The sequence below is a fragment of the Pseudomonas sp. N-137 genome, assembly GCF_034555295.1.
In the GTDB taxonomy this organism is placed as follows: domain Bacteria; phylum Pseudomonadota; class Gammaproteobacteria; order Pseudomonadales; family Pseudomonadaceae; genus Aquipseudomonas; species Aquipseudomonas rhizophila.
The window spans coordinates 240,102-265,181 of sequence record NZ_JAXUDQ010000007.1 but is presented as its reverse complement, the minus strand read 5'-3'; the positions used below and the strand labels follow the sequence as shown (position 1 = coordinate 265,181).

The 25,080-nt window shown below is 57.1% G+C and carries 29 protein-coding genes and 2 pseudogenes; 21 read left to right on the top strand and 10 right to left on the bottom strand.

The window, feature by feature from the left end:
• The first annotated feature begins 72 nt into the window (after nt 1-72).
• The 8 genes and pseudogenes from T3A99_RS07335 (at nt 73) to T3A99_RS07300 (ending at nt 5,279) form a co-directional block, all read left to right on the top strand.
• The gene (locus tag T3A99_RS07335; RefSeq protein ID WP_322834168.1) at nt 73-1,092 is read left to right on the top strand and encodes a hypothetical protein; all 1,020 of its coding nucleotides are present in this window, start codon (nt 73-75) and stop codon (nt 1,090-1,092) included.
• Between the two features lie 179 nt (nt 1,093-1,271).
• The gene (locus T3A99_RS07330; RefSeq protein WP_188251358.1) at nt 1,272-1,616 is read left to right on the top strand and encodes a hypothetical protein; all 345 of its coding nucleotides are present in this window, start codon (nt 1,272-1,274) and stop codon (nt 1,614-1,616) included.
• A 55-nt stretch (nt 1,617-1,671) separates the two neighbouring features.
• The gene (locus tag T3A99_RS07325) at nt 1,672-1,794 is read left to right on the top strand and encodes a hypothetical protein (RefSeq protein WP_322834167.1); all 123 of its coding nucleotides are present in this window, start codon (nt 1,672-1,674) and stop codon (nt 1,792-1,794) included.
• A 204-nt stretch (nt 1,795-1,998) separates the two neighbouring features.
• Nucleotides 1,999-3,243, top strand: a complete 1,245-nt coding sequence (locus T3A99_RS07320) for a serine hydrolase (protein WP_322834166.1) — start codon at nt 1,999-2,001, stop codon at nt 3,241-3,243.
• 49 nt (nt 3,244-3,292) lie between these two features.
• Nucleotides 3,293-3,763 (top strand): hypothetical protein, encoded by a 471-nt coding sequence (locus T3A99_RS07315; protein WP_160891283.1) that lies wholly within the window; start codon nt 3,293-3,295, stop codon nt 3,761-3,763.
• Between the two features lie 154 nt (nt 3,764-3,917).
• Nucleotides 3,918-4,058: pseudogene (locus tag T3A99_RS07310) on the top strand (antitermination protein Q); the annotation flags it as partial.
• 550 nt (nt 4,059-4,608) lie between these two features.
• Nucleotides 4,609-4,938: an MFS transporter gene (locus T3A99_RS07305; RefSeq protein WP_322834165.1), complete on the top strand. Its 330-nt coding sequence runs from the start codon at nt 4,609-4,611 to the stop codon at nt 4,936-4,938.
• Nucleotides 4,935-5,279: a hypothetical protein gene (locus tag T3A99_RS07300; RefSeq protein ID WP_188251355.1), complete on the top strand. Its 345-nt coding sequence runs from the start codon at nt 4,935-4,937 to the stop codon at nt 5,277-5,279. The genes T3A99_RS07305 and T3A99_RS07300 overlap by 4 nt, the downstream gene beginning before the upstream one ends.
• Before the next feature lie 71 nt (nt 5,280-5,350).
• On the opposite strand, the gene T3A99_RS07295 is transcribed toward T3A99_RS07300, so the two are convergent.
• Nucleotides 5,351-5,689, bottom strand: coding sequence for a YceK/YidQ family lipoprotein (locus T3A99_RS07295; RefSeq protein ID WP_322834164.1), 339 nt, complete (start codon nt 5,687-5,689; stop codon nt 5,351-5,353).
• Between the two features lie 564 nt (nt 5,690-6,253).
• On the opposite strand from T3A99_RS07295, the gene T3A99_RS07290 reads away from it, so the two are divergent.
• Nucleotides 6,254-6,454 carry a hypothetical protein gene (locus T3A99_RS07290; RefSeq protein WP_188251353.1) on the top strand — a complete coding sequence of 67 codons (201 nt, stop codon included), beginning with the start codon at nt 6,254-6,256 and terminating at the stop codon, nt 6,452-6,454.
• A gap of 31 nt (nt 6,455-6,485) precedes the next feature.
• On the opposite strand, the gene T3A99_RS07285 is transcribed toward T3A99_RS07290, so the two are convergent.
• A complete protein-coding gene (locus tag T3A99_RS07285; protein WP_214914446.1) occupies nt 6,486-6,701 on the bottom strand; it encodes a DUF6434 domain-containing protein in 216 nt (71 codons plus the stop codon).
• A 78-nt stretch (nt 6,702-6,779) separates the two neighbouring features.
• A pseudogene (locus T3A99_RS07280) lies at nt 6,780-7,589 on the bottom strand (AraC family transcriptional regulator); the annotation flags it as partial.
• A gap of 187 nt (nt 7,590-7,776) precedes the next feature.
• On the opposite strand from T3A99_RS07280, the gene T3A99_RS07275 reads away from it, so the two are divergent.
• The 5 genes from T3A99_RS07275 to T3A99_RS07255 all read left to right on the top strand — a co-directional run bounded on the left by T3A99_RS07275 (nt 7,777) and on the right by T3A99_RS07255 (nt 10,413).
• On the top strand, nt 7,777-8,283 hold the full coding sequence (locus T3A99_RS07275) for an AAA family ATPase (RefSeq protein ID WP_322834163.1): 507 nt from the start codon (nt 7,777-7,779) through the stop codon (nt 8,281-8,283).
• Nucleotides 8,284-8,464: 181 nt separating this feature from the next.
• Entirely contained in the window at nt 8,465-8,662 is a 198-nt protein-coding gene (locus T3A99_RS07270) for a hypothetical protein (protein ID WP_047228562.1), read from the top strand.
• A gap of 205 nt (nt 8,663-8,867) precedes the next feature.
• Nucleotides 8,868-9,236 carry a hypothetical protein gene (locus T3A99_RS07265; RefSeq protein ID WP_047228561.1) on the top strand — a complete coding sequence of 123 codons (369 nt, stop codon included), beginning with the start codon at nt 8,868-8,870 and terminating at the stop codon, nt 9,234-9,236.
• Nucleotides 9,237-9,397: 161 nt separating this feature from the next.
• Nucleotides 9,398-10,108, top strand: a complete 711-nt coding sequence (locus T3A99_RS07260) for an AzlC family ABC transporter permease (RefSeq protein WP_047228560.1) — start codon at nt 9,398-9,400, stop codon at nt 10,106-10,108.
• Complete coding sequence (locus T3A99_RS07255) at nt 10,105-10,413, top strand: AzlD family protein (protein ID WP_047228559.1); 309 nt, start codon at nt 10,105-10,107, stop codon at nt 10,411-10,413. Before T3A99_RS07260 ends, T3A99_RS07255 begins: the two co-directional genes overlap by 4 nt.
• A 49-nt stretch (nt 10,414-10,462) precedes the next feature.
• Here the strand turns inward: T3A99_RS07255 and T3A99_RS07250 are convergent, their stop codons facing one another.
• Entirely contained in the window at nt 10,463-10,675 is a 213-nt protein-coding gene (locus T3A99_RS07250; RefSeq protein WP_322834162.1) for a hypothetical protein, read from the bottom strand.
• Between the two features lie 204 nt (nt 10,676-10,879).
• The gene (locus tag T3A99_RS07245) at nt 10,880-12,094 is read right to left on the bottom strand and encodes an MFS transporter (RefSeq protein WP_047228557.1); all 1,215 of its coding nucleotides are present in this window, start codon (nt 12,092-12,094) and stop codon (nt 10,880-10,882) included.
• Nucleotides 12,095-12,219: 125 nt separating this feature from the next.
• Here T3A99_RS07245 and T3A99_RS07240 point away from each other — a divergent pair, with 125 nt between their 5' ends.
• Nucleotides 12,220-12,744: an anti-virulence regulator CigR family protein gene (locus T3A99_RS07240; RefSeq protein ID WP_047228556.1), complete on the top strand. Its 525-nt coding sequence runs from the start codon at nt 12,220-12,222 to the stop codon at nt 12,742-12,744.
• A 99-nt stretch (nt 12,745-12,843) separates the two neighbouring features.
• Here the strand turns inward: T3A99_RS07240 and T3A99_RS07235 are convergent, their stop codons facing one another.
• Nucleotides 12,844-14,688: a sigma-54-dependent Fis family transcriptional regulator gene (locus T3A99_RS07235; protein ID WP_047228555.1), complete on the bottom strand. Its 1,845-nt coding sequence runs from the start codon at nt 14,686-14,688 to the stop codon at nt 12,844-12,846.
• Between the two features lie 418 nt (nt 14,689-15,106).
• Here T3A99_RS07235 and T3A99_RS07230 point away from each other — a divergent pair, with 418 nt between their 5' ends.
• The 6 genes from T3A99_RS07230 to T3A99_RS07205 are packed head-to-tail and all read left to right on the top strand — an operon-like array spanning nt 15,107 to nt 21,056.
• Nucleotides 15,107-16,201, top strand: a complete 1,095-nt coding sequence (locus T3A99_RS07230) for an ABC transporter ATP-binding protein (RefSeq protein WP_047228554.1) — start codon at nt 15,107-15,109, stop codon at nt 16,199-16,201.
• Nucleotides 16,201-17,310, top strand: coding sequence for an ABC transporter ATP-binding protein (locus T3A99_RS07225; protein WP_047228553.1), 1,110 nt, complete (start codon nt 16,201-16,203; stop codon nt 17,308-17,310). Before T3A99_RS07230 ends, T3A99_RS07225 begins: the two co-directional genes overlap by 1 nt.
• Nucleotides 17,307-18,173, top strand: coding sequence for a carbohydrate ABC transporter permease (locus tag T3A99_RS07220; RefSeq protein ID WP_047228552.1), 867 nt, complete (start codon nt 17,307-17,309; stop codon nt 18,171-18,173). Before T3A99_RS07225 ends, T3A99_RS07220 begins: the two co-directional genes overlap by 4 nt.
• A 10-nt stretch (nt 18,174-18,183) precedes the next feature.
• Complete coding sequence (locus tag T3A99_RS07215; RefSeq protein ID WP_047228551.1) at nt 18,184-18,984, top strand: carbohydrate ABC transporter permease; 801 nt, start codon at nt 18,184-18,186, stop codon at nt 18,982-18,984.
• A 10-nt stretch (nt 18,985-18,994) separates the two neighbouring features.
• The gene (locus tag T3A99_RS07210; protein WP_047228550.1) at nt 18,995-19,267 is read left to right on the top strand and encodes a DUF2160 domain-containing protein; all 273 of its coding nucleotides are present in this window, start codon (nt 18,995-18,997) and stop codon (nt 19,265-19,267) included.
• 46 nt (nt 19,268-19,313) lie between these two features.
• Complete coding sequence (locus T3A99_RS07205; RefSeq protein ID WP_047228549.1) at nt 19,314-21,056, top strand: ABC transporter substrate-binding protein; 1,743 nt, start codon at nt 19,314-19,316, stop codon at nt 21,054-21,056.
• Nucleotides 21,057-21,242: 186 nt separating this feature from the next.
• Here the strand turns inward: T3A99_RS07205 and T3A99_RS07200 are convergent, their stop codons facing one another.
• The 4 genes from T3A99_RS07200 to T3A99_RS07185 form a co-directional block, all read right to left on the bottom strand.
• A complete protein-coding gene (locus tag T3A99_RS07200) occupies nt 21,243-22,184 on the bottom strand; it encodes an alpha/beta hydrolase (protein ID WP_107322253.1) in 942 nt (313 codons plus the stop codon).
• A 96-nt stretch (nt 22,185-22,280) separates the two neighbouring features.
• Nucleotides 22,281-23,075, bottom strand: a complete 795-nt coding sequence (locus tag T3A99_RS07195; RefSeq protein ID WP_047228569.1) for a ChbG/HpnK family deacetylase — start codon at nt 23,073-23,075, stop codon at nt 22,281-22,283.
• Entirely contained in the window at nt 23,047-24,225 is a 1,179-nt protein-coding gene (locus tag T3A99_RS07190; RefSeq protein WP_076386594.1) for a GNAT family N-acetyltransferase, read from the bottom strand. The genes T3A99_RS07195 and T3A99_RS07190 overlap by 29 nt, the downstream gene beginning before the upstream one ends.
• Before the next feature lie 5 nt (nt 24,226-24,230).
• Nucleotides 24,231-24,920 (bottom strand): hypothetical protein, encoded by a 690-nt coding sequence (locus tag T3A99_RS07185; RefSeq protein ID WP_047228547.1) that lies wholly within the window; start codon nt 24,918-24,920, stop codon nt 24,231-24,233.
• Between the last annotated feature and the right edge of the window lie 160 nt (nt 24,921-25,080).

Genomic DNA, 25,080 nt, shown 5'->3' with positions numbered 1-25,080 from the left:
AGATTTATGACTTTTAATCGTGATAACTGTTTTTGTTGGTGGTCTCAGTAGGATCAATATGGAGCGTGATCTATGAAATTCATCGTTTATAATGTGGCGCGTTCAGAGTTTCGCTTGGCTAAATCAATCTCTAAGCTAAATAGGTTTCCAGTTCAACTCGATTCTGGAACTGCTTGGGTACACATAGAAGATGGTGAGCTGAGTAAAGGAGAAAGGATTGCGTTAGGGGCGAAGTTTAGAGTTGCGACATTCAGTTATTTTAGGGAGGCGTACGAGCTGGCAAATCTTCTAAAAATAAAATACCCAACAAGTAAGTTTGTAGTCCCCGGTGCCTCGCCAAAAATTCTCAAATGGGCATTGCTGAGGTTGAACTGCAATGTTGTAACTGTTGACGTAAGTGGGGTGGAGCCGTATCGAGTCTCTATTTTAACAGCGGACAGCAAACTTGATAAGGGGGATAAGGTGATTGAAGATGGAGGCCGGAAATTTCATTTTAAGTTCGTGGCTCCTCAGTCCCAATTTATTCAGTACCTGAAGAGTAAGATCCAAAAAAATCCGCAAAAGCTGTTCAATACGATCGTTATTTTGGATTTCAATGACTCTGGTAGCGGGTTGTATGCGCTAAAAAGGGATACGGAGAGTCTGTTCAAGGACTTCGGCTTAAGAGTAAATTATAATGGGGTTGATATAGTGCCTGAAGTTATTGCTGTTTCAATTGCTGATTCGCCGGATCCCAGTGTAAATAACCCGACGGAAAAGGATGTGATAAGAAAGCAAATGCGCGACCTGTACTTTAAATCAATCGATGATTCCATTTCTCAGGGGCACAAGGCGGAATTTAAGAATCTTGGTGACGCGATGCAGCTTGGACATCTAAAGGCTAGCATTGGAAGAAATGCTGAGAAACGGGAGTATAATAACTCCGGGCACTGGGCAAACCCTAAAGTTTTGACCGCTGGAAAGGAACAAGAGAACTACCAGCGTAATAAAAAGCTTTATCAGTCTGCGTTTCAGCTCGAAATCCCTAAGCAGCTGTACCAGTACATAATAGATGCAACGTTTGTTGGCGATGGGCGACAAATCGATACCTAAGTGTATCTGGTCGTTTTTACGGTGGATTCTTGCATAGACCTTGAGCAAACTGAGGTGATAATAGAATACAAGGCTCGTAAATCAAAATAGTTGGGGTATTTGGACTGCACCGTCTAGTCCGGCGCCGGCTTTTTCGTTCCCAGTGATATTCTGCATCCGTTCCCACAGGTGTGACTTGCATGAAATTTATCCTAGGAGTGCTGGCGGTATCGATGTTGGTGGGGTGTGTATCCCCCGGCGACCTTGAGTTGAAAGCTCCGAGCATTTTGGCCAGTACCGATAAAGACCCTAAGCGTTATGCGCTGTGCGTATTTCCACGGTGGCAGGACGCCCGCAGCGATGTTTCTATGTCCGAGACGGAGCATGGCTATCGGCTGATCGCGGCTAGCAACAATCTGACGGACGAGTTACTGAGCGTCAGAAAGACACCGAAAGGCAGCTCGGTACAGCTGTACCAGCGTATGGCTTGGGCGCCAGGTTATGGGCGTAGCGATATGGAACTGGCGGTGAAAAGCTGCCTGTAAAGCGAACAACAACATCAAGCCGCCTCAGGGCGTTTTTTTTATGCTCGGAGAAATCATGTCAGCCATCATCGCTACCTCTCACGCAAGATCTGTAGAAAAGGGGCAGATTTATTTTTACTTCGCTGCGCTGAGAGTTTTCATCGAATGGATTCGCTTGGATCAACTGGCAGCCGGCTAGAAAGTAAATCTGTCCTCTTTTAGCCCCTATGCCAGAACTCGTGTCTGTCTGTAGTTGACGTTGAGTTGCACGCAATTCTTTATCCCTGACGAGACGCAAACAGCATCGTCCTTCAGCTCGGGCGCGATTCCAATGAGTAGGCTATGGTTCAAGCGGGCGCGTGCCTTAACGTGCGTGAATAGCAAAGCAAAAAAAGGATAGGTTATGCACTCATCCGCTATTTTTCGTGCGGCTTCGCCTGGTCGCTCGCTGCTTCTCTCGCTCGGTCTGCTCGCTGCGGGTATCACCTCGGGCGCATGGGCTGAGGATTATCCCCACGCCCAGGAACCGATTGGCACCGTGGAGCAGATCTATGACGGCGCAATGCTCCCCGATCTGGCGGTCAGTACCTACCGCAACATCGACCGGCTGTTCCCCACCCACAGGATTAAAGCCGGCGATCACCCGTATGCGCTGCCGAAATCAGACAAACAGTTGCCCAACGTTCGCTTCACTGTCGGGGACAAAAAGTACGACCTGTATGACTTCGTCGCACTGGACAGCATTACGGCGATGCTCGTGCTCAAGGACGGCAAGATCGTGTTCGAGACCTACCAGCGTGGCAACACCGAGAAAACCCGATGGATGTCGATGTCGATAGCCAAGTCCATCACCTCCACGCTGGCGGCTGCAGCGATCAAAGACGGCCTTATCAAGGGTCTTGATGCGCAAGTGGTGGATTACGTTCCCGAGCTCAAGGGCAGCGCCTATGAAGGTGTGACCGTGCGCAACGTGCTGATGATGTCTTCGGGCGTGAAGTGGAACGAGACCTACACCGATCCGGCGTCCGATCGTCGCGCGCTACTCAAAGCGCAGATATCGCAGAAACCGCGTTCGGCCATGGCCTTGATGGCAAGTTTGCCGCGAGCGGCCGAGCCCGGCACGGCCAACACTTACAGTACTGGCGAAACGCAGGTACTCGGCGAGATCGTCCGTGGCGCTGTGAAGATGCCGCTGGCCGATTATCTATCGCAGAAGATCTGGCAGCCGTTCGGTATGGAGAGTGATGCCCGGTGGTGGCTCGATTCGCCTGATGGCGTGGAAATCGGTGGCAGCGGTATCAGCGCCACGCTGCGCGATTATGGACGCTTCGGGCTGTTTTTCATGAACGGCGGCAAGATCAATGGCACGTCGATTCTGCCCGAAGGCTGGGTCAAGGAGGCGACGCTGCCGACCAGCCTCAAAGGCGGTAAGTCCCTGGATTACGGTTACATGTGGTGGACGGCGTGGACCGAGCCATCGGTGAAAGACGGCGCCTATTCGGCGGTCGGTATCCAGGGCCAGAACATCTACGTCAACCCTGCCAATAACGTGGTGATTGTCACCTTCGGTGCCCAGCCCAAGCCGGTTGACAAAGAGCCGATCGACCCGATGGTGTTCTTCGATGCCGTGGTAGCTGCGTTGAAGTAATTCGCGCGTCGGTGAGCCGACTGATCACTGGCTCCGTGGTGATGGCGCCATGCTGGCAATTTTGTGGTGGGTGGGGTTGAATAGCGCAATCCACGAATGGAGTACGGGTCGGTTTATGCAGTTCAAGCGCGGGTTCAAGATCCTCGGTTTCGCTATGGTTATAGCTATGGCGGCTGGTTGTAAGTCTTACACTGAGAAAGCGGCGGAGGGGTTGCCAAACTCCCATACAGCAGGTATTCGGGCGATAGAGAAGACGCTCACTATTGCCAGCGTAGATGGAGCAGATACCCTATATGCTTTGTATACGCAGCGGACCGAATATCGCTTGTCCCCAGGAAACCATCGCCTGGAAGTAAAGAAGTGGACGGGAACGCGCGCGACTAGATCGATTTTTCGGGACGTTAATCTGAAGGCCGGGCGGGAGTACGGTCTTAAGGCTGTGCCAAGTGAAGACTGGTGGGACTTTAGGATTGATGATATGGAAACTGGTGAGCGGATAGATACTCCGATCATCCCCTAAGCGCTTCACTCGTCCCCCTAATTGCTGCGTTAATCTGACCCAAAAGGAGACAGGGGACAGATTTGTTTTTTGCTTCGCTGCGCTGAGAGTTTTCATCGAATGGATTCGCTTGGAGCAACTGACGGCTAGAAATAAATCTGTCCCCTTTTCCATCTGGCTGTACTACGGCGCTAAGTGGGTCGCGGTGCGAGTCGGCCGCCAATACGGCATGAGCGAAGGCAAGGCCCGGGAGCTGATCAAGGCCGGCGTTGCCTGGGTGGATTGCGTCTTGGAGCGGATGAGGGAGGCAGCTTGAAAAAAGAGTTAGCTCTGTTTTCATAGCACCGTGTTCAGCTTTTCAAGCGCGAAACCACAGAGAAAGCCCGGCCATTGCGTCGGGCTTTTTTGTGCGTATATGGAAAGAGAAAGAGCCGGCATTATCGGGCTTTTAGTTTCTGATTGGGCCGCCGATACATTCACCACTCATTTCAAATGGATGTAATCGGATGGTCATCTACTTGCTCCTGTCGGGGCTCGGCTTAATGGTTGCTATGCAGCTGGTCATTTTCTGCGTTGCCATAAAAAATTCGTTACCCCAAGCCATGCTCTGCTTAGTCATACCTTTTTACGTGTACGTCTATGCGAAGAAAGACTCACAAGCGAAGGTGTTCCTCTGGGGTTGGTATTTGGGAATTGTTTTGCTCACTGCGGGGGTCGTGGCCTCAGCTTAAAGATATCTCCACATATTTATGAGCCTCGGCATTTGCCGAGGCGTTTTCGTTTTCGGCTCCACTACACCCATGGCTCTGAGCTGGGAGTGCTGCTGGAGCTGATTCAAATTCAGTCATACCTACGGAGTTGAGCGCATGGAATTCCTGCATCGCCTGCTCGACAAGCTTCACTGGGCACTGGCCGGATTGATTGGCGCGATTGCCACCAGTTTCTGGCACCGTGATGACTTGGTAGACCGAAAGGCCTGGGCCATCTTCATTTTCTCGGGTGCGGTCTGTCCCCATTACCTGAGGGGCGTGATTAGTTCCTATTTCGGGATGGTGGAGCCGCGCAGCTTTTCCGGTGTTGGTTTCCTCTTGGGCACCTTCGGTGGTTCACTCGTCGCCGCCATCACCCGGGCCATCAAAGCCGCTGACCTCTGGGCGTTTATTCGCCAGCGGTTCGGGGGAGGCAATCCACCATGAATCTTGAACTGATCAACTTCATCGCCTGCGGCATGATCGCCTTGTGGGCATTCTGGTGCGTGGTAAGTGGCAAGGTGAGGGACGGCATCCTCGGGAAGCTGATCTACTCGGCTATCGCCATCAGCGCGTACGTGGTCACTACCCGGCATGACAGCTTTCTGTTCGGCCCGACCACTGCCGGGCTGACGCTGCACATCGCCCTGGCTCTGGCCGGCATCCATCACCTGTTCATGGTCACCTACTGGCAGCGGGTAAAAGCCTGGATCTGCCGACATCTGAACTGTGAGCATTGCATGCGGTGTGACAAGGCGCCCGGCGGGGTCGAACGCCGACCCAAGTAAGTCGGGGTGCGCTTCTGAATATGCGAAGCCGGGACAGCTGCAAATGGTCCGCCCGTGATCAGCTTGCCTTGCTATTCGAAACTCGCTTTCCTGATATCGCCGTGCTTGTTTTGCAGATAGACGGAGTAAGGCAATAAGAGAGTGTCCGCGACAGCTGAGAGGCCCATGTCGAGTACAATAAGTGCTGGGGCGGGGTGTCCATCGAAGCCAGTGTTTTGCCGTGGTTCCGCATCCAGTGTGCAGTAATCAAAAACTGCACCGCTATAGATTCGTGGAACCGAGTCACAGTGGGAATGCCAGCGAGCCAGTTTACCGCTAGCCACAGCATCATCCCGAAAGGTCGTATTGATCGTCCCGCATCCCGACGCTGAAGCGACCGCGAGCACCAACAGAATGCACCTGAAATTCATTGATTCAAGTCCTTTAGAAGAATTTTGGATTGTAGACGAGTGGGTGGAATCGCGAATTCTCAGTTCATAGGTTTCGACACCTTTCGCGCATCAGCAAATTGTGTCGCGGCACTGGAGAGGGTTATGGCGACGATAAGCGTCAAGCTCAAGTCAACTCGCCGCCGGTGGGTTATTCCGTGGTGAGTTGCGCCGCCTACTTGATCGCCGCTGCCAAGAATGCCGGTTTGCCACAGGGTTTAGTTGTAGCAATTCTGTATGTGCAAGCTCCCGACGAGATAGCGCGTATGGCGACCTGAACGGCGAAGATGAACTAGTCCAGGTCAACACTCGCGAAACTTGTAGCAGAACTGCTTGTGGCGGATGCTGAGCTGGAAAGGCGTGAAACTTTGAAATTTTTGCTGGAACGGGCCCGTACATTTGATCTCTTTCGAAGTGGTCTTGGGCTAGCTTTATCGCCGATTGGGGGCATCGGCGGTGGAATGGGTGGAACCCTGCATAGCGTTCTGCCGTGCGATGTATTCGCGTCGAAACTGATGAAACAACACGCCCGAGGACGAATAATCAATGCCCAAGAAACTTCAGGAAAGCAAGACAGCGACGGCTGCTGAAATTGAGCGCTCCATCCAGGCACTGAACAAAGTGGCTGAACGCCTCTGGGGCGATGGTCGGGAGGCTGAGGCGAAAGCCCTGCTCGATGCCTTGGATGCTTTAAACAGGGCGCTCGACAGGATCAGGATTGGAGAGAGCCGCAGGGTTCTTCATTGAGCATTTAGAGTTTTACATGACGCCTGCTCGTTCAATGGGTATCACGATTGCGCTGCAGCCACTCATCGACGACCTCTCCAAGCGTTTTAGGTACGCCATCACGTATCCAGGCCATAAAGCCTTTATCAAATTTAAACTTCGCGCCGCAGTGCTCCACCATGAATCTACGGACGTTCTGTGTGTTTCGGTAATTCTTGCAAACTGGCGTATCTCTTGTGAGCTGATCACTGTGCCAATTAAAACTCATGGGCGCTGGCTCCATGCTGAGTGGTCTAATTTGTGAGTTCATGGCATGGGATGCTTGGCGTCTTGCAAGCGGTATCCACACGTCCACGTAACCCTTCTCTCGGGAGGGTTCGAAATCCGGACTGTACTGCTCGAACTCAGGCGCGTCGGCAAGCTCGTATTCGGATTCAGGCAGCCAGTGATTGAAAATCGTGAAGAACGTCTGATGGATCGTCGAGATGTGGCCTTGGTGTCGAAAAACCACATAGTCTTGCCGCGGCACCCTGAAATACCGAAAAGCCGAAGGAAGACCGTCAACGCAGGACACCTCTGTGCCGGCAATGTACTCAAAACTACCGTCCAGTTCAGGATTACAACACAGGCCATAGCTCCAGCTGTTTACCTGATCTAGAACCTGTCCCAGGTAGGGGGAGAACGCTTGCCATAGGCCGACGATGCCTTCGTTCCTATCGAAGGTAAAACGATCCCCAAGACCCGCTATGAAAAACGCTGCTCTGGTTTCAAAACGGGGTTTGGAGAGTGTTACAAGTTTCCTTTCTTTCATACGTAATGGCTCCACCAGCGAGAGATGTGCATCCTCGTGCCCACGCACCTGCTTCGGAGTGAACCCAAACAGATCGCAGAAGGCGCGCGTAAAAGCTTCATGGGAGCCATAGCCAGCATCCAGCGCTACTTGCAGGATATCCGGTGCGCCTCGACGCAAGGTCAGTGCCGCTTGGCTCAAACGCCGTGCACGGATGTAACGCATCACCGACCAACCCGTCGACACTGCAAACAAACGGGCCAGGGCAAAGGGAGACATGTTGCAATGGCGCGCGACACGTCCCAGATCGAGTTGGGATCCCAGTTCCAGCTCGATGTACCACAAGGCCCTTTCGATACTCAGCATGACGAATCTCGATGAATGCTGAAGCGACGTTATCAAATGAATGGGGACAGTATTTGATCGTTATTGCGGTTTCCGCTTTCCACGCTAGGGCATATGAACGACCTCCACGTCTGCCTGCGTGCATATCAAGGACGAGCCATAAGGCTACTGCCTACACTGGATTAACTCACTCATCGAAGGATATGGAATGCTCATCGTCTTCAGCGGCCTTCCCGGCACCGGAAAAACGACTATCGCCAATGATCTCGCCGCGACAACAGGCGCCATGTACCTGCGGATCGATACTATTGAGCAGGTGATTCGAAACTCGGGCGCTCTTGCGCAAGATGTGGGGCGCAGTGGTTACATGGTCGCCAATGAGCTTGCGCGGAGTAATCTTCGTTTGGGCCGCACGGTCATTGTTGATTGTGTCAATCCCGTCCTCGAAAGCCGAATCGCGTGGAGCGAAATCGCCTCACACGCTGGTGTCCTATTAGCAAATATCCAAGTGGTCTGTTCCGATAAAGATGAACATCGACGCCGGGTCGAAACAAGGATGGTTGATGTTCCAGGGCTGACTCCACCAACCTGGCAATCGGTACTGGATCATGAATATGAGCCATGGGATGAAGCTTCGTTTTGCATAGACACAGCCTTGGTCTCTCCGGTGCAAGCGGTCTCGATGATCATCGACCGATTCCTGTCCCGTGAGTAACGTCGGCGCGCGGCGCAGTCCACTCAGAACTCCGTGTCCAGCGCCAACATCCCCTGAATCCACCGATTCAAACTCCGTTTTTTCTGTACCTGCCGTTCATCCATTGCCCGGCACTTGCAGTTGCCCAGACATCTCTGATGTTTAAGCGTGGAAATCCCTCGCGTCAGAACGGAGAGCCAACATGGAAATCGACGAGAATGCCCCTGGGAACAAATCCCAGCAGGACGTAACCCGTGGCACGGATAATGAAACAGGCCACGATCCCAAGAAGGACGGCCCCGAGGTTCCATTGCCGGCGGATGATGAGGCTCCTGTCGAGGAGGATATGTCTGATGTGGAGGCCGCCGATTCGGTGGCCAGTGAGCATCCCGACGCTTAGCTTTTGTCCTTGCTGATTTATGTAAAAAGCGGGCGACTTATGAGTCGCCCGCTTTTTGTAGGTCTCAGTTTCTAAAAGCAAGGACTCGGTCCGATTGTCTACCGCTTGCGCTGACATCAATCCGGGGATCTGCTTGATCTTGCGCGAAAAAATGATGCTGGTATGGTGGCGCCTCGTTTAAATCAGCGTTCAAGAGGGATCTTCTATGCACTCATTTTTCGCCAAGACCTTTGGGGGTCTTACTACCAGCTATTACATCCGTCAGTTCCTTTTTGGGCTGGTGTTCGCTGTGATGATCATCTCTTTGGCGGCCAATGGCCCTGGAGGAATCGGTGCCAAGCCTGGGCTGATTGTGTTGGCGGTCATCAACTCATTGCTCTATCCGTATTCTCGGTTCGTCTACGAAAGCGTTGTTGGCTACATCATGGGTAACAACGTTTTCTTCGTGAATGCGCTGTTCATGCTGATAGTGAAGGTTTTCACCATGGCGATGTGCTGGTCGTTGGCGATTTTCATAGCGCCGGTGGGGCTGGCGTATCTGTTCTGGCGTAACAGCCGGTCGGCGGTTGAGTAAGTCAGCAGTTCAGTGCGCTCGCAGTGATAACTGACGAGAATGGCTAAAGGAAGCCCTACATTGAATCGTAGGGCTCCCCATGACTTCTTTGCTGACACGGTTCCTGTCTTGCGGCCCTGGGTTGTTCAAGTGACGCAGCAAATATTTTAAGAGGCCATCTCTTGTCGAACGTAGAATCTCGTCTGCATGAACTAAAGCTCCATCACATCTACGACGGCTTCAAACAGCTGCTCCCCATTTCTCTGTTCGTCGTTGTATTCGGCGTCGCCTTTGGCCTGGCCGCAGCGCAGTCGGGGTTGAGTGATGTTTCAGCCGTGCTCATGAGCACGCTGGTATTCGCCGGCGCTTCTCAATTTGCTGCGCTGGATCTGTGGGGCCAACAGGTCCCGGTCGTTCCGTTGATGATCACCGTCTTTGCCATCAACGCCCGGCACCTGTTGATGGGCGCCACGCTCTACCCATGGCTACGGGAGCTGCCGGTTGCCAAGCGCTATGGTGTGATGCTGGTGGTCTCGGACGCCAACTGGGCCATGGCGATGCAAGCGTTCAGCCGTGGAAAACCTGGGCTGGGGCTTTTATTTGGCGGTGGCATCGCGCTCTGGGTTGCCTGGATCCTGGGCAGTTGGCTGGGGCTGCACTTTGGCAGCGCCATTGAAGACCCGGTCAGTTTCGGGCTCGACATGGTGATGGGGTGTTTCCTGTTGGCGATGGTCGTGGGCGGGAAGAAGAACCTGCGCATGCTCATCATCTGGACGGTGGCGGCCTGTTCATCGCTGTTGGCCTACTGGTATCTGCCGGCTAACAGTCATGTCGTGGTGGGGGCTTTGGCGGGAGGTATTCTGGGCGCGTTGTGGATGGAGAAAAAACAATGAATATCGACACGGCGGGCCATGGCACCCTGATCATCATCCTGATCATGGCCATCGTGACGTTGGCGACCCGCTGGGGCGGTGTTTTCGTGATGTCGTTCGTGCCGATCAACTATCGGGTGCAGCAATTCATCACGGCAATGTCCGGCTCGGTATTGGTGGCCGTGCTTGCCCCGTTGGCGATCGAGGGTGACAACGGCGCGCGCCTGGCTTTGCTGAGCACCGCAATCATCATGGTGATCGTGAAGAAACCTCTGCCGGCGATTGCGGCCGGGATACTTGCAGCCGCTTTGGTCAGGCAGTTCTGAAACCATGTCGCCCGCTCACAAGCGGGCGATGAATTCCAAGTAACACAGGTCAGAAGTTCAGGGCCAATGCCTCCCCAAACGAGTGGTCCTGAACGCCGGCCATGAAGTGCAGTGGCATCTTCTGTTTCGCCTCGACCGGCGCAATGTCAAAACTACCGACTATTTGACTGTGAAGTGCACGTAGCCGTATCGACTCTTCTTCCTTTGCCTTTGCCTTTGCCATTCTCGCGTGGTTCGCTGCGATTTCATTGAGAGTTGACACGGTACATCTCCGGTGACTGACCAGCAGTGATAAGACGGCCGCCGCGTCAGGGTTACGTCGCCCTGGGGCTGCCATGACAAGTCGGTGCAAACCCTGAGCCAGACGTGGCGGCGAAATGCGCGTCACCTTCCATTAGCGACGAATGGTGGGCACCGGGAAACTCTAACCGCCCACAGATGAATATTTAAAGACGCGGGCGACTTCTCAAGCGTCTGTGTCGGCGCCATAGCCGGCCGGCATGCCTGCCGTCTTGCTGAAGAACGCGACCACGGTGATGCCGATCAGGCTGGTGGCAAGCGCCAGCAGCAGGATCACCTGCTGCGTTCCGACGGGCGCTGCCAGCAGCGCGACCAACAGCCCCGCCAAGGGCTGTGACAGGTTGTTGAGCAGGGTAATGACGCCGACAGTCTTGCCAAAATCCCTGGCTGGAATGACCTGCTGGCGAATGCTGCGTATGTAGACGTTGAACATCTTGTCGAAGCCGACGATCAGCAGAAATCCGACGATGTAACCCCATACCGTCGGGCTGAGTGCTGTGATGAAGGCGCCGGCGGCGATCAGCGTGTAAGACACGCTGCCCAAGACTCTCAAGGGCAAGGTCACCCGCGCCAGGAAGAACAGAATGATGATGGTGGTCACGGCCCCGGCTGCCTGTAACCAGGCGTAGTAGTCCTTGCCGGCGCTGTACTCGCCGATCACCATGGCCGCCGAGGTGGCGAGGGTGACGCCGATGATCAGGTTGACCCCTACGGCCAGGCCGATGATTTTTTTCAGCTCGGCCAGGTTGCGGATGTGACCGAAGGCAATGCGCAGCGGGTTCAGCCAGACGTCGTGATGTTGTTCGAAGGTTTCCAGCGTCACCGCGCTGGTCCGCTGCCAGAACAGCATCGCCAGGTCCGCCAGCAGGAACAGTACGGCAATCGCCAGCACCACCCAGTGCCAGGCCCATACCTCCAGCATCAGCGCGGCGATCAGCGGGCCCAGCACCAGCCCGGTCTGGTCGGCGATCTGCGAGTACGACAAGGTCTTGGTGTAGGTGTAATGCTTGAAGATGTAGGGCATCACCACCTCGCGAGCCATGATGCCCTGGGTGGTCAATACACCGCAGACCGCCGAGAGGGCGACGATCCAATAAATGCCGCCAAAAATCATGAAGAGCACCACGGCGGCGATGCACATCACGGCGCGATAAACCTGGCTGATGTGCAGGATTCGAATGGGCGAGAACTTGTCGCACAGCGCCCCGCAGATCGGGAACGACAGAAAGCGTGGCAGGGATTCGACGAAGAAAGCCAGGCCCGCCCAGGAGACGCTTTGGGTGGTCTGGAAAACAATCAGCGGGACGATGAACAGCAGTATCTGGTCGGCCAGCCGTGAGAGGAACATTGAAACGAAAAAGGCCAGGTAATCCTTGCGCATGGAGCTCCTTGGGAACGTCGTTGTACGGTATCGGGCCTTGCTGTCAGCGCGCAGTATGATATGGAACTAATATCACTGTTAGCCTCTATATTCACAGGGATGTTCCCTTTTCAGTGAGAACCACCATGTTCAAATCGCGCTCGTTGATTGTTGCGGTTACCTGCTTCGCCCTCGTGGCGGGTTCTACCGCTGTAGTGGCGAACCCGGGTAACGACAAGGGGAACGCCAAATTCGATCAAGGCCAGGGTCAAGGACAAGGAAACAAAGGCGGGCAGGGCAACAAGGGCGGTCAAGGCAACCCAGGTAGCAATCAGGGCGGCAAAGGTAACCAGGGCGGCAAGGGCAATCCATCGGGTGGTGGTGGCGATTGGCACAACGGCCCCAGCATCGACCGCGGCGGCATTCTCGGCCTGGTGAGCGGTCACCGTGATTATTGGAGCCCCGGTCCGCCACTGCCGCCGGGTATCCAGAAAAACCTCGCCCGAGGCAAGCCGTTGCCACCGGGCATTGCCAAGAAGCTGGATGGGCGTTTGTTGGGGCGCCTGCCGCACTATGACGGGTACGAATGGCAGCAGGTGGGCACGGACCTGATTCTGGTGGCGATTGCCACCGGCATCATCTATGAAGTGCTTAACGGTGCGTTCGACTAAAGCGCCAATGGAATAAATAGCAGCCTCATTCGAAGTGATGCCAGTCAGTTAAGCGAAACGCCTGTGGGAGTGAGCAAGCCCGCTCCCACAGGTTTTGCATCAGCTTTCAAGTTGTCGCAGGCGCTTGTACAAGGTGTTGCGGCTGACCCCCAGCCGCCGCGCCAGGTGCGAAATGTTCCCGCCCACCGCCTGCAACTGACGGTTCAGGTCCTCGACATCGTTCAGGTCGACCGTCAGCGGCTCCGGTGTTTCCACCGGCTCCATTTCAAGATCAATGAAGAAGTCGTCTGGCAGATGTTCCGGGCGGATCGGCTGCTCTTCGGCCATCGCCAGGGCCACTTGCAGCACGCTGCTGACCTGGCGCAGGTTGCCTGGCCATGGATGGCGTTCGAACAGATCCAGCACTTCGCGGCTCAGGCCGGCCCATTGTGTGGGTTCGCGGTGGTGTTCCCAAAGACGTTTGAACAGGGCCTGTTTGTCATTGCGTTCGCGCAGGGGCGGCAGTTCCAGGGTCAGGCCGCCGATGCGGTAGTACAGGTCTTCGCGGAACCGGCCCAGTTGCACCTGTTCGCGCAACGAGCGGTTGGTGGCGGAGATGATACGAATGTCCACCGCAAACAGCTCGGCGCTGCCCACCGGTTGCACGCAACGCTCTTGCAATACTCGCAGCAATCGGGCCTGAGTCGGGAGGGGCATGTCACCGATCTCATCGAGGAACAGGGTGCCGCGGTCGGCCTTGCGGATCAGGCCGATACTGCCTTTTTGATTGGCGCCGGTGAAGGCGCCTTTTTCATATCCGAACAGTTCCGATTCCACCAGCTCGGCGGGGATCGCCGCGCAGTTGACCGCAATGAACGGCTGCTTGCTGCGGGAGCTGGCCTGGTGAAGGGCTTTGACGAACACTTCCTTGCCGACCCCGGTTTCGCCGTGGATCAGCAGTGGAATGTCCTTCTCCAGCAAGCGCTCGGCCTGGCGTACGGCTTTTTCCACGCGGCTGTCGCCGAAGTGCAGGGTATTGAGGCTGATCACGTTCGCGGCGGGGGCGGACGAGGGCGCTGGCTCGCTGAAGACCCGGGCCTTGACCGTCACCTGTTGCGGGCGTCTGAGCAAACACTGGAAGCGATTGCTCCCCGACGCTTGCAGGGCGAACGGCAGGCCGTCGGGCTGGTTCAGCAGCTCCAGCAGCGAAACCTTGAACAGGCTTTCGATGCTCACCCGTGACAGGCGCAGGCCCAGCAGATTGTCGGCGCGGCGGTTGGCGGAGAGCACCTGGCCGGTTTCATCGAAAATCAGCAGCCCGGCCCATTGGCTGTCGAGGTTGTTCAAGCCGGTGTTGAAGGTCAGTTGGAAGTGTTCACCGCGAAACAGGTTGAGGATCAGCCGGTTTTCCACGGTCTGGCTCATCATCTTGACCATGCCCAGGGTGTGGGAGGGCGGCAGGTAGCTGTCGCTGGAAACGTCCAGCACTGCGATGACCTTGCGCTCGGCGTCGAAGATCGGCGCGGCGGAGCCGGTCATGAAGCGGTTGGCCTTGAGGAAGTGTTCATCGTGTTCAATGTGCACCGCCTGTTCACAGGCCAGTGCCGTGCCGATGGCATTGGTGCCGCTGCAGCGCTCCATCCAGCTCGCCCCGGCGCTGAAACCATGGGCCAGTTTCGGTTCGATAAAGCGCTGGGTCCCCCACGAGGTCAGCACCTGGCCCTGGTTGTCTGCCAGCATGATCAGGCAATTGGAGTTGCTCAGGATATTCTCGTAATACGGCAGGACTTCCTGGTGGGTGGTCTGCACCAGCGAATGCTGGCTTTCCAGCAACTGGGCAATGCCTTCGGCGGGCAATTGATCGAAGGCAGGCACACTCTGGTGATTCAGGCCAAAGGCGCGGCAGCGGGACCAGGAGGCCTGGATGATGGCTTCGTGGGACAAGGCTGGAGCAGGTGCGGCCATGGGGCACTCTCGCAGATGTTGTTTTTATTGTTGTGATAAGTCTCGCACATCCTCCTTGTGCTGGGGCATGCCTGAATGTCACTTGATATACGAAACCTGTGGGAGCGAGCCTGCTCGCGATAGCGTCTGATCAGTAGCATTGATGTGCCTGACACAAAGCTATCGCGAGCAGGCTCGCTCCCACAGGATCGAAGTCAGGCTGGCCGAAAACCTCTATTCAGTGTTGTTCAAAATTGTTCATTGTCAACCAGCAATCTGTTCAGTTGTTCAGTCAGGTTGTTCATTTTCGTTCATCAACGAACGTTCTTTTCTGAAGGATAAGAGAAAAAATCAACAGGATCATGAGCTTGTGATTTCTGGCACGGCTTTCGCTTTTAGACTCGGGTCGCTTGACTCCAAATAATAAAAAGGCCGAGCCATGTCATTAACGCTTGAGCACATTTGTCGCACCGTCGAAGGCCAGACCTGGATCGACGATGCCAACCTGAGTTTCGAACCCGGATCGTTCAACGTTCTGCTGGGCCGCACGCTGTCCGGCAAGACCAGCCTCATGCGCCTGATGGCCGGTCTGGACAAGCCCGACAGCGGTCGCATCCTGATGAACGGCGTTGATGTCACCCAGCGCCCGGTGCGCCTGCGCAACGTGTCGATGGTCTATCAACAGTTCATCAACTACCCGACCATGACGGTGTTCGAAAACATCGCCTCGCCGCTGCGCCAGGCCGGTGTGTCCAACGAGGTGATCCAGAGCAAGGTGCTGGAAACCGCGAAGATGCTGCGCATTGAGAAGTTCCTGCAGCGTCACCCGCTGGAGCTGTCCGGTGGCCAACAGCAGCGCACCGCCATGGCCCGGGCGCTGGTCAAGGACGCCGAACTGATCCTGTTCGACGAGCCTCTGGTGAACCTGGACTACAAGCTGCGTGAGGAACTTCGCCAGGAAATGCGCGAACTGTTCCAGGCCCGCCACACCATCGCCGTCTACGCCACCACCGAACCCAACGAAGCCCTGGCTTTGGGCGGCACCACGACGATTCTGCATGAGGGGCGGGTGATCCAGAGCGGCAAGTCGGCCTCGGTGTATCACCAGCCGCAAACCGTACTGGCCGCCGAGCTGTTCTCCGAGCCACCGATCAATCTCATGCCGGGCCGCATCGCCGGCAATGAAGTAAGTTTCGCCAATTTCGTGCACTTTCCGCTGAACGTCGATCTGCGGCCGGTGGGCGAGGGTGAGTTCCGCTTCGGTGTGCGGCCCAGTCATATTTCCCTGGTGCCGAGCAACGACGACGACCTGGAACTGGCGGTGACCGTCGAGGTGGCCGAGATCAGCGGTTCGGAGACATTCCTGCACGTGCGCAACGAGCATTTCCTGCTGGTGCTGCACTTGTCCGGCGTCCATGAATACGACGTGGATGAGCCGATCCGCATCTACATTCCGACCCACAAACTGTTTGTCTTCGATGCCCAGGGCAAGCTGGTCCAAGCCCCAGGCCAGCGTATTGCGAGGGTTGCCTGATGGCTGAAATTCGTTTGCAGAACCTCGCCCACAGCTACACCAGCACCCCAGCGGGCCCAGAGGATTACGCGATCCGCGAGATGAACCACATCTGGGAGCAGGGCGGCGCCTATGCGTTGCTCGGTCCATCGGGCTGCGGCAAATCCACCTTGCTCAATATCATTTCCGGACTGCTGAGCCCCTCTGAAGGCCAAGTGATGTTCGACAGCAAAGTCGTCAACGACCTGACCCCGGAGCGTCGCAACATTGCCCAGGTGTTCCAGTTTCCGGTGGTGTACGACACCATGACGGTGTTCGACAACTTGGCCTTCCCGCTGCGTAACCAGGGCATGGCCGAGGCGAAAATCCACACCAAGGTGCAGGAAATCGCCGAGGTCCTGGACCTGCAGAACCTGCTGGACAAAAAGGCCCGCAACCTCACCGCCGACGAAAAACAGAAGGTCTCCATGGGGCGCGGGCTGGTGCGCGACGATGTGTCGGCGATCCTCTTCGATGAACCGCTGACGGTGATCGACCCGCACCTGAAATGGAAACTGCGGCGCAAGCTCAAGCAGATCCACGAGCAGTTCAATATCACCATGGTCTACGTCACTCACGACCAGTTGGAAGCTTCTACCTTCGCCGACAAGATCGCGGTGATGTATGGCGGTCAGATCGTGCAGTTCGGTACGCCTCGGGAGTTGTTCGAGCGTCCGAGCCACACCTTTGTCGGCTATTTCATCGGCAGCCCGGGGATGAACCTGATCGAGGTCACGGCACAACCCGGCGGCGTCGGTTTCGCTTCCACCCACTTTCCGCTGTCCGAAACGTTGCAACGCGGTATTGCCCAGGCCGAAGGCAAAAGCCTGAAGGTCGGTATTCGTCCTGAATTTGTCCATGTCTGGGACGGGCCTTACGACGATGCGATGCGGGCCGATGTGGTCCACGTCGAGGACCTGGGCACCTACAAGATCCTCACCCTCAACCTCGATGGCGCGCCGATCAAGGTGCGCCTGGCCGAAGACAAACCGGTGCCCGAAGGCACCGCGTACATCAGTTTCCCGGGCCAATGGCTGATGGTGTATGCCGATGAATACTTGCTGGAACCGTTGAGTGAGGTGCAGCCATGAACAAGGTGCAGAACAACAAGGCCTGGTGGCTGGTGTTGCCGGTGTTCCTGCTGGTGGCGTTCAGTGCGGTGATCCCGATGATGACCGTGGTCAACTATTCGGTGCAGGACATCTTCGACCAGTCCAGCCGCTATTTCGTCGGTGCCGATTGGTACAGGCAGGTGCTGCTCGATCCGCGGCTGCACGACTCGTTGCTGCGCCAGTTCATCTATTCGGCGTGCGTACTGCTGATCGAGATTCCGTTGGGCATCGCCATCGCCCTGACCATGCCGACCAAGGGCAAATGGTCGTCCCTGGTGTTGATCATCCTGGCGATCCCGCTGCTGATTCCATGGAACGTGGTGGGCACCATCTGGCAGATTTTCGGCCGCGCCGACATCGGCCTGATGGGCTCCACGCTCAACGCCATGGGCATCAACTACAACTATGCGGCCAACACCATGGACGCCTGGGTCACGGTATTGGTGATGGACGTCTGGCATTGGACGTCCCTGGTGGCGCTGCTCTGCTATTCCGGGTTGCGGGCGATTCCGGACGTGTATTACCAGGCCGCGCGAATTGACCGGGCCTCCAACTGGGCGGTGTTCCGGCATATTCAGTTGCCGAAAATGAAGAGCGTGCTGCTGATCGCGGTGATGCTCCGCTTCATGGACAGCTTCATGATCTATACCGAGCCGTTCGTGCTCACCGGCGGCGGGCCGGGTAACGCCACCACGTTCCTGAGCCAGACCCTGACTCAGATGGCCATCGGTCAATTCGACCTGGGCCCGGCGGCTGCGTTTTCCCTGGTGTACTTCCTGATCATTCTGTTGGTGTCGTGGCTGTTCTATACCGCCATGACTCATTCCGACGCCAACCGTTGAGGCCCGCGCCATGAGCAAGAGAAAGCTGATTCCGTTGCTGATCTACATCCTGTTCCTGCTGGTGCCCATCTACTGGCTGCTGAACATGTCGTTCAAGAGCAACACCGAGATCCTCGGCACCCTGACGCTGTGGCCCCAGGATTTCACCTTCCAGAACTACAAGGTGATCTTCACCGACCCGAGCTGGTACACCGGTTACCTGAACTCGCTGTACTACGTCAGCCTGAACACGGTGATTTCCCTGGCTGTGGCGTTGCCGGCGGCCTATGCGTTTTCCCGCTACCGGTTCCTGGGGGACAAACACCTGTTCTTCTGGCTGCTGACCAACCGCATGGCGCCGCCAGCGGTGTTCCTGCTGCCGTTCTTCCAGCTGTACTCGTCCATCGGGCTGTTCGACACTCATATCGCTGTGGCCTTGGCCCATTGCCTGTTCAACGTGCCGCTGGCGGTGTGGATCCTCGAAGGGTTCATGTCCGGGGTGCCGAAAGAAATTGACGAGACTGCCTACATTGACGGCTACAGTTTCCCCAAGTTCTTCGCGAAGATCTTCATCCCGTTGATCGGCTCCGGCATCGGCGTCACGGCGTTTTTCTGCTTCATGTTTTCCTGGGTCGAACTGTTGCTGGCGCGCACCCTCACCTCGGTGAATGCCAAGCCGATCGCGGCGGTCATGACCCGCACGGTCTCGGCATCGGGTATCGACTGGGGCGTGCTGGCGGCGGCGGGGGTGTTGACTATCCTGCCAGGCATGCTGGTGATCTGGTTCGTACGCAACCATGTGGCCAAGGGCTTTGCCCTGGGCCGGGTCTGAGGAGACGATGATGGAATGGATGAACTGGACCGGCCCGACGGCGGCCTTCTTTGGTGTCATCGCCTTGCTGCTGGCAGGCATGACTACGTGGGAACTGCGTTCGCCGAGTATCCCTCGGCGCGGTTTCCTGCCGATTGCCACCACCCGTGGCGATCGGTTGTTTATCGGTCTTCTCGGTAGCGCCTACCTGCATCTGCTGGTGATCGGCGCCACCGACTGGAGCATCTGGATAGCGTTCGCGTTGTCTTTGGTGTGGCTGTTGGCAGTGATGCGGTGGGGCTAGTCGAAGGTTCGACGATCAGGCTCTTAAACCCAAACAGGAGGTCTCTATGTTCGATAAAAACAATAAGCTGCGACATAGCGTTTCATTGGCAGCCGTGCTGGCACTCAGCGGGTTGAGCGCTGCGGCCTGGGCCGACGCCTATGAAGACGCGGCGAAAAAATGGATTGGCAGTGAATTCAAGCCGTCTACCCTGACAGCCGAACAGCAGCTCGAAGAGCTCAAGTGGTTCATCAAGGCGTCCGAGCCATTTCGCGGCATGAAAATCAACGTGGTGTCGGAAACCATCGCCACCCACGAATATGAATCCAAGGTGCTGGCCAAGGCCTTCAGGGACATTACCGGGATCGAGCTGACCCACGACCTGTTGCAGGAAGGCGACGTGGTGGAGAAGCTGCAGACCCAGATGCAGTCGGACAAGAACATCTACGACGGTTGGGTCAATGACTCGGACCTGATCGGCACGCACTTTCGCTACGGCAAGACCGCATCGATCACCGATATGATGGCCAACGAAGGCAAGGCCTACACCTCGCCGACCCTGGATCTCAAGGACTTCATCGGCACTTCGTTCACCACCGCGCCGGACGGCAAGCTCTATCAACTGCCGGACCAGCAGTTCGCCAACCTGTACTGGTTCCGCGCCGACTGGTTCGAGCGGGCCGACCTGAAGGCCAAGTTCAAGGAAAAGTACGGCTACGAGCTGGGTGTACCGGTGAACTGGTCGGCTTATGAAGACATTGCCAAGTTCTTCACTGAAGACGTCAAGGAAATCGACGGTAAGCGCGTCTACGGTCATATGGATTACGGCAAGAAGGATCCGTCCCTGGGCTGGCGCTTTACCGATGCCTGGTTCTCCATGGCCGGTGGCGGCGACAAGGGCCTGCCCAACGGCTTGCCGGTGGACGAGTGGGGGATTCGCGTCGAGAATTGCCATCCGGTCGGCTCCAGCGTGACCCGTGGCGGCGACACCAACGGCCCCGCGGCTGTGTTCGCCACCACCAAATACGTGGACTGGATGAAGAAGTACGCGCCACCGGAAGCGGCGGGCATGACCTTCTCCGAATCCGGCCCGGTGCCGTCGCAAGGCAACATCGCCCAGCAGATCTTCTGGTACACCGCTTTTACGGCCGACATGACCAAACCGGGCCTGCCGGTGATGAACGCCGATGGCACGCCGAAATGGCGCATGGCGCCGTCGCCGCGCGGACCGTATTGGGAAGAGGGCATGAAGCTGGGCTATCAGGACGTGGGCTCCTGGACGTTCCTCAAGTCCACGCCTGAGAAGCAGAGGCTGGCCGCCTGGCTCTATGCGCAGTTCGTGACGTCCAAGACCGTATCGCTGAAGAAAACCATTGTAGGTTTGACGCCGATTCGTGAGTCGGACATCAACTCTCAGGCCTTGACCGATCTGGCGCCGAAACTCGGTGGGCTGGTTGAGTTCTATCGCAGCCCGGCCCGTGTGCAATGGACTCCGACCGGGACCAACGTGCCGGACTATCCACGCCTGGCTCAGCTGTGGTGGAGCCACATCGCCGAAGCCGCCAGCGGCGAGAAGACTCCGCAACAGGCACTCGACGGGTTGGCCAAGGATCAGGACGCAATCATGACCCGTCTGGAACGCTCCAAGGCCCAGGCCACCTGCGCCCCGAAAATGAACCCTGAGCGCGACGCGCAATACTGGTTCGACCAACCGGGCGCTCCGAAGCCGAAACTGGCCAACGAGAAGCCTAAGGGTGAAACCGTGAGCTACGCCGAGCTGCTGAAATCATGGGAGGCGGCGCGTAAATAAGCTGGACCTGCAATGAATGAACGGCACCGTAAGGTGCCGTTTTTTTGTGCCCGGCCCCTCGACGCGCAAAACGGTGGGAGCAAGGCTTGCCGCGATGGCGGTGGCACATCCCGCATTAATGCCAACTGACCCACCGCCATCGCGAGCAGGCTCGCTCCCACAGGGGGATTGGGCGGCGGATTTGAATCAGCCCGCCTTGGCCGGGCTGGTAGGAGGGTGTCCGGCCACGGGCGATGGCCCGGCTTTCATCAGGGCCTCCAATGCTTGGCGGTAGGTGCTGCCCGCCAGGTTCATGCTGTTGTTGTGGGTTGCGCCTGGCACCAGCAACAGACGCTTTGGCTCCAGGGCGGCGTTGAATAATTGTTCGCTCAAGCGTGGCGGGACGTAGCGGTCGGCGGCGCCGTGCACCACCAGCAAGGGCATGTTGATCTCGCGGATCTTGTCGATGGAGTCGAACTTCTGCGACAGCAGCCAGCGCACCGGCAGGGAGGTGTTCGCCATGGCGGTGGCGACATCGCCCAGGGAGGTGAACGTGGATTCGATGACCAGACCTCGGGCGGGCACGAGGCTACCGTCTTTCGCTGCCTTCTGGCCAAGCTCCGCGGCGAGGTCTACCGCCACGGCGCCACCCAGTGAATGGCCGTAGATCAGCCGCAGGGCCGGGTCCGGTTGCAGCACTTCAAGACGCTGCCAGGCAATGCGCGCATCTTCATAGACGCTGGCTTCCGACGGCAGATCGCCCTGGCTTTTGCCGAAACCACGGTAATCGATGGCCAGCACCGAAAAGCCCAGGGCCCTTAACTGCCGAATACGAAACAACTGACCGGTCAGGTTCCAGCGCACCCCGTGCAGGTACAGAATCGCCGGCGCGTTCTTGCGTTCGGCCGGCCACCACCAGCCGTGGATATTTTCCCCGGCCTTGAAGCTCTTGGGCTTGAGGTCGAACTCCTGCACGTCGCCCGGCAAGCCGCTGAACCAGGTTGCCGTACCTGGCTCGATCCGAAACACCAGTTCACGTTCCTTGTGCTGCAACACGCCACAGCCCACCGGCAGCCCGACCACCATCGCGCTCATGCACAGCAAAGCCAGCCAGCGTCGCCCAAGACGGGAGATAAGAGACGAAGACATCGATGCGATTCGCTACTCAAGGCATGAAGGTGCTTTTTATCAGATTCGCTGGAAGGGTGGAGGGATTTCGGATGGCTTGTTGTCGCGTATCCTAAATCACTGCACATCCCCATATTGGGTCAATATCAAAGCCTTCACCGCCGCGCCGTACGCCACCCTAGGTACGCCCGACAGGCGTTTATGCAACACTTGGGTCAGTGAGTCCCCTGGCATCAGGCTCGCGTCGCCAAAGTCTTCATCCAGGTGCAGTGGATGAACGATTACCTCAAGCGAGCCGTGACCTGGCGGCGCGGCGTGGTGCAGGTCGGCGGGTGTGCAGACGTAGTCGGCTGTCGCGCCGCACAGGCTGCGCAGGCGACGGTTGAGCATGGTCTTGAACAGGCGCTTGGGCAGGTTGAGATTCGCCCCCAGGTTACGCGCCAACCGAATCGGCACGCCGTGTCGGGCGGCAAAGCGGGCCACCAGCTCTCCAATGGGCCAGATGTTATGTACGTGTTGATGAGAATCGAGGTGGCTAGGCCGCAGGCCGTGGTCCAGGCAGCGTTGCCATTGGGCATCAAGCTCTTCCTGTACCGCGCGGAGGTCCTTTGAACCAAGGCGCAGGCAGTAGCGCGAGAGGTTCAGGTCGAACTCGCCGTTCGTGTCGCAAAACGCCGGTCGCGAAGCAATGGTCTGGCTCAGCGGGCGGCCGAAGCTGAGATTGAAATGCAGGCCGATTCGGCCGTCGAGTAGCGGTTTGCGGGCCATTTCACAAGCTTGCTCGAAAGCCGGCATGTTGGCCATGGCCGTGGCCGAACTGATCACGCCAGCCTCGAAGGCCCGCAGAATCAGGGAGTTTTCGTTGAGATCGAGTCCGAAGTCGTCAGCGTTGACGATCACTTGGCGTGGCATTCACATTCTCCTGGCGCTTGGGGGTAGATGACGAAGTCGCTGTCGCGCTTTGCCCGGTCGGGCGCTTGCGCAGTAACGGTTTCAGGCTTTTCCATAACCGCAAGGCGAGCCCCAGTACCAGGCCATCGGGCTGCCATGAATAAAAACTCCAACGCCAGTGCTCCAGTTGTCCGGTCATGCGTTCATGCAGTTGATGGCTCGAGTTCTCCAGGCTGACCCGCGAGGCATCGATCCAGCGCCAGTTGTCATCCAGCCCCCAGCGAATCCACTCCTCGAGCAGAACCCGACCACTGCCCAGGTCGGCATGCTGTGGCAGGAACGCCAGGTTGTAGTCGTACAGTCGTCCCTGATCCAGCAGGCCGAGGCGATAACTGATGCAGCGACCGTCCAGTTCCAGTATCACCACCCGCACCATGCCCTCGGCGGCGAGCGCAGTGAAGGCGTGATTCATCCATTGCCGACGGCTGGGGTCGGCGAAAATGCCGACACCTTCTTCTCCTTTCCAACTGGCTGCCTCGACTTCGGCAAGGTCGTGCAGCAGCAGCCCCATGCTGATGGCATCGGGTGTCACCCGGCGGATTTGGGCACCGCATGCGGCGATCCGCTTGCGCGCCCGGCGTAACTTGTAGCGCGGATCACCGGATATCTCCTGGCGGTCGCTGTCGCTGATCAAATGCACCGGCACCCGGCAACTGAGTCGCCGTTCCCCGGTCGAGCTCAGGGCCATCCAGGCACTGAGGACGCTTCCTTCACCCACCGGTTCGGTCACTTCATTCAACTGTAGTAACGCATGGGGCAGATGTTGGCGGATCTGCATCAGCGCCTCTGCCATACCCTCGGCTTCCAGACGTATCAGCGGCGCGATGCGGTCAGCCAATGGATAGCCCAAGTGACGCAATACCCGGAAACGCAGCCCACAGATACGTTCGCGCCCCGAAATGAGCGGCAGACACAGGCACAGTGTCTGATCCTGCCAGCCAAGCAGTATGTTGAGCTGCTGATCTGGCAGCAGCGCAAATTCCGCCGCTTGCAGCCAGGCCAATGTGTTGAACGGTGTAGTGTCGGGCACCAGGGTTCGCAGCTGTTCATAAGCTGTTGCAGGGAACTGCGCCGCGCCCAAGGAACGGCACCATTGGAACCTGATCGCCATGGACATCAGGCCGCCGCAGTGGTGGCGGACGGCTGGGCCGGTTTGCGAAACGGGTCCAGTAGTGAGCCGCTATAGAACGTGTCGCGGAAAAAACGCCAGCGGCCAAACAGGCAATACACGTGGGTGATTTGTCCGCGCTCCTGATAGTCCATGCGCAGGTGCAGTTTTACGGCTGGAATGTTCTCCAGATCGCAGACGTCGACTACTTTGTCGCTGCCTTTGTCGGCCATGGTCTTCCAGAGATCCAATTGCACATCCACCGATAGCTGACTGCCCCAATAGGCGCGGATCATTTCACCGCCGAACTCGAAGAACTCGCCCGGCTTGACCGGGAACCAGCAACCATAGAAATGGCGGTCGAAATAGTCGCGTTGACTGCCCCAGATGAAAGCGACGGTGTTGCCCTTGTCGTCCAGATACATCAAGCCGGTGTGGCCTTCGGCTGCCAGCTCACGCATGGTCTCGACACGGTCGCCGAAGTGAGTGGCGAAAGCGTCGGCGTTGCTGGTAGTGATGACTTCCCTGCGCAAAAGTGGATAAGGCTTAAGTTTGCAAGGCCGCACAGGACTGACCAGATCCCGCTCCATCCATATCAGTTGGGAGTGAAAAAACACGTAGCGTCTGCACAGCTTTTTGAGCACGGTGCGCAGGCCTTTCTTCTGAATGCGATCACGCAATTTTTGCAGAACGTTCATAGTGCCTCCTGACGGGTGGCGGGTTGGGAAATGGCCCCCATCGCGAGCTGGCTCGCGATGGGGTTTTGGCTGACGAGCGCACTCATGCTGATGTCCCCATCAGCCTCCGGCGCATCGGCAGCCAGTCGCTGGGCAGGATGATCTGTGTCTGCCACGGCGC

Coding starts and splice junctions, on each gene's coding strand:
- T3A99_RS07335 (WP_322834168.1), top strand. CDS start 73: ATGAAATTCATCGTTTATAATGTGGCGCGTTCAGAGTTTCGCTTGGCT.
- T3A99_RS07235 (WP_047228555.1), bottom strand. CDS start 14,688: ATGGCCGCACCTGCTCCAGCCTTGTCCCACGAAGCCATCATCCAGGCC.
- T3A99_RS07195 (WP_047228569.1), bottom strand. CDS start 23,075: ATGCCACGCCAAGTGATCGTCAACGCTGACGACTTCGGACTCGATCTC.
- T3A99_RS07290 (WP_188251353.1), top strand. CDS start 6,254: ATGCCCAAGAAACTTCAGGAAAGCAAGACAGCGACGGCTGCTGAAATT.
- T3A99_RS07295 (WP_322834164.1), bottom strand. CDS start 5,689: ATGAATTTCAGGTGCATTCTGTTGGTGCTCGCGGTCGCTTCAGCGTCG.
- T3A99_RS07315 (WP_160891283.1), top strand. CDS start 3,293: ATGCTGGCAATTTTGTGGTGGGTGGGGTTGAATAGCGCAATCCACGAA.
- T3A99_RS07240 (WP_047228556.1), top strand. CDS start 12,220: ATGTTCAAATCGCGCTCGTTGATTGTTGCGGTTACCTGCTTCGCCCTC.
- T3A99_RS07210 (WP_047228550.1), top strand. CDS start 18,995: ATGGAATGGATGAACTGGACCGGCCCGACGGCGGCCTTCTTTGGTGTC.
- T3A99_RS07300 (WP_188251355.1), top strand. CDS start 4,935: ATGAATCTTGAACTGATCAACTTCATCGCCTGCGGCATGATCGCCTTG.
- T3A99_RS07255 (WP_047228559.1), top strand. CDS start 10,105: ATGAATATCGACACGGCGGGCCATGGCACCCTGATCATCATCCTGATC.
- T3A99_RS07305 (WP_322834165.1), top strand. CDS start 4,609: ATGGAATTCCTGCATCGCCTGCTCGACAAGCTTCACTGGGCACTGGCC.
- T3A99_RS07185 (WP_047228547.1), bottom strand. CDS start 24,920: ATGAACGTTCTGCAAAAATTGCGTGATCGCATTCAGAAGAAAGGCCTG.
- T3A99_RS07225 (WP_047228553.1), top strand. CDS start 16,201: ATGGCTGAAATTCGTTTGCAGAACCTCGCCCACAGCTACACCAGCACC.
- T3A99_RS07270 (WP_047228562.1), top strand. CDS start 8,465: ATGGAAATCGACGAGAATGCCCCTGGGAACAAATCCCAGCAGGACGTA.
- T3A99_RS07230 (WP_047228554.1), top strand. CDS start 15,107: ATGTCATTAACGCTTGAGCACATTTGTCGCACCGTCGAAGGCCAGACC.
- T3A99_RS07200 (WP_107322253.1), bottom strand. CDS start 22,184: ATGTCTTCGTCTCTTATCTCCCGTCTTGGGCGACGCTGGCTGGCTTTG.
- T3A99_RS07220 (WP_047228552.1), top strand. CDS start 17,307: ATGAACAAGGTGCAGAACAACAAGGCCTGGTGGCTGGTGTTGCCGGTG.
- T3A99_RS07325 (WP_322834167.1), top strand. CDS start 1,672: ATGTCAGCCATCATCGCTACCTCTCACGCAAGATCTGTAGAAAAGGGG.
- T3A99_RS07275 (WP_322834163.1), top strand. CDS start 7,777: ATGCTCATCGTCTTCAGCGGCCTTCCCGGCACCGGAAAAACGACTATC.
- T3A99_RS07285 (WP_214914446.1), bottom strand. CDS start 6,701: ATGAGTTTTAATTGGCACAGTGATCAGCTCACAAGAGATACGCCAGTT.
- T3A99_RS07330 (WP_188251358.1), top strand. CDS start 1,272: ATGAAATTTATCCTAGGAGTGCTGGCGGTATCGATGTTGGTGGGGTGT.
- T3A99_RS07205 (WP_047228549.1), top strand. CDS start 19,314: ATGTTCGATAAAAACAATAAGCTGCGACATAGCGTTTCATTGGCAGCC.
- T3A99_RS07245 (WP_047228557.1), bottom strand. CDS start 12,094: ATGCGCAAGGATTACCTGGCCTTTTTCGTTTCAATGTTCCTCTCACGG.
- T3A99_RS07190 (WP_076386594.1), bottom strand. CDS start 24,225: ATGGCGATCAGGTTCCAATGGTGCCGTTCCTTGGGCGCGGCGCAGTTC.
- T3A99_RS07215 (WP_047228551.1), top strand. CDS start 18,184: ATGAGCAAGAGAAAGCTGATTCCGTTGCTGATCTACATCCTGTTCCTG.
- T3A99_RS07320 (WP_322834166.1), top strand. CDS start 1,999: ATGCACTCATCCGCTATTTTTCGTGCGGCTTCGCCTGGTCGCTCGCTG.
- T3A99_RS07265 (WP_047228561.1), top strand. CDS start 8,868: ATGCACTCATTTTTCGCCAAGACCTTTGGGGGTCTTACTACCAGCTAT.